The organism is Prevotella sp. oral taxon 317 str. F0108 (assembly GCF_000162415.1).
Classification (GTDB): Bacteria; Bacteroidota; Bacteroidia; order Bacteroidales; family Bacteroidaceae; genus Prevotella; species Prevotella conceptionensis.
On the sequence record NZ_GG740087.1, the window covers coordinates 1 to 1,596 of the forward strand.

The following is a 1,596-nucleotide window of genomic DNA, read 5'->3' on the forward strand; positions in this document are numbered from 1 at the left end:
GTAACTATTCAGCGATACCCGATATATACAGTGCATACCAATTCATCAAACCTTAAATAAGGCTTGAATCGCATTATATGGAGTTTTGTCGTGCTTCTTAGCTGTTTCTACAATCGAATGAAGTTCAAGAAAAGCGTCTGCTCCGAAGTCTGAACGAAATGTGCATGAGTTCTTCAGTTTGATTTTTAGCTTGCGTATTCCCCGTTCGCTTCCATTATTGTCAGAGGGTATCATCGGATTTACAAGGAAATTGAAAATGTAGTCCCTGCATTTGACTAGGCCTTTCTTGAACGTAATGAACTTCTTACCAAGCCCCTCTATGTTCTGTTTGAGCAGATTGTCTAAACGTCGGGTCCATGACACCTTGTCTATAACGTCGTTCGGATTGGTGTTCCGCTCGTGAATGGCTTCACGGAACAGGTTGGTTACTTTCCCAGACCACTCTTGCTCAGTGTTCAACTCTGAAAGATATTGCAGTTCGCGAAGCAAGTGAGCAAGACATACCTGATGGTTGAGGAAATGGAGTGCAAAGTATGCGCTATGGCGGTCGGTAACGGCAGTCATTCGTTCTAAGCTGTCGCCAAACTTGCCTGCCAATACCTTCGACCCTCTTCCGTCAGCACGGAAAAGCAGTGTGTAATAAACTGTCTGTGCTATCCAGGCCCAGTCGAGTCTTTTGTTACAGTACAAGCCGCTCTCATCGAAACCAACTACGGCTGACGACTTGATATATTCTTTAATCTTATCAATCACAGGTTGCGCATTTCTCTTTGCCTCATTCACCCAGTTCACCAGTGAGCCCTCGCTTGGAGTGAGACCAAATACCTCACGCAAAAAACTTGCTATACGGCCGTATGGAAGAAATTGCACGACACTCAGATAAACCACTAGAGCCTTTACGCTTGAATCATATACCACGTCGTTTGACCGCCGTCTCGGCGCCGTCCGAATACGTTCACCACAGTTCTTGCATACCATCACATAGTGTCGGATTTCCTTGATTACGGGCTTCAGCTCTGGAATGGAAATAACCTGCGTCACATAATCAAGTACACGCTCTGCGTCTGCTAAAGATTCTCCGCAACGAGTGCAATAGTCAGGTGCGTCATCGATTATCTCGTCAGGTACGGAAGAGCAAGACAACTTATGCCCATCATGTCCCTTTTGTCCTCCCGGCTTCTTACCGCTTGGCTTACGGAGACTTCTTGTTCTTCTGACAACCTCATCCTTCATACGCTCCTTGCTTGGCGGAGTGCTGCTGTTATTAGAGTTCTTGTCAGGTTTTTCATACTTGGCCAAGCGTTCCCGCAAGTTTGTAAGTTCCGTATCTTTCTTGCGGATTTGGAGGTTCAGAGCATTTATGTTACGGTTCAATTTGACAATCTCGGCATACTGCTGGTTGACAGTTTCACGCAACAGCCGCATCTCTTCCGTCATGTCTTGTAACACTTTTGATATGTCCGTAACTTGCTCTTTCATAGGTATAAAGGTACAAAGAAAATCTGAAATACGCAAGAAAAATGAGCATCTTTATAGCCTTTATACGAAGATTTTAGAGGAGAGAATACAGATTGGTCAATACCGCTGAATAGTTAC

The 1,596-nt window shown here is 44.7% G+C and carries 1 protein-coding gene; it reads right to left on the minus strand.

The window, feature by feature from the left end:
- Positions 1-45 precede the first annotated feature (45 nt).
- A complete protein-coding gene (gene tnpC / locus HMPREF0670_RS15005) occupies positions 46-1,479 on the minus strand; it encodes an IS66 family transposase (protein WP_009231984.1) in 1,434 nt (477 codons plus the stop codon).
- Positions 1,480-1,596: the final 117 nt, after the last annotated feature.

What these genes read in the sequence shown, in the direction of transcription:
- tnpC (WP_009231984.1), bottom strand. Translation starts at nt 1,479, where the DNA reads ATGAAAGAGCAAGTTACGGACATATCAAAAGTGTTACAAGACATGACG.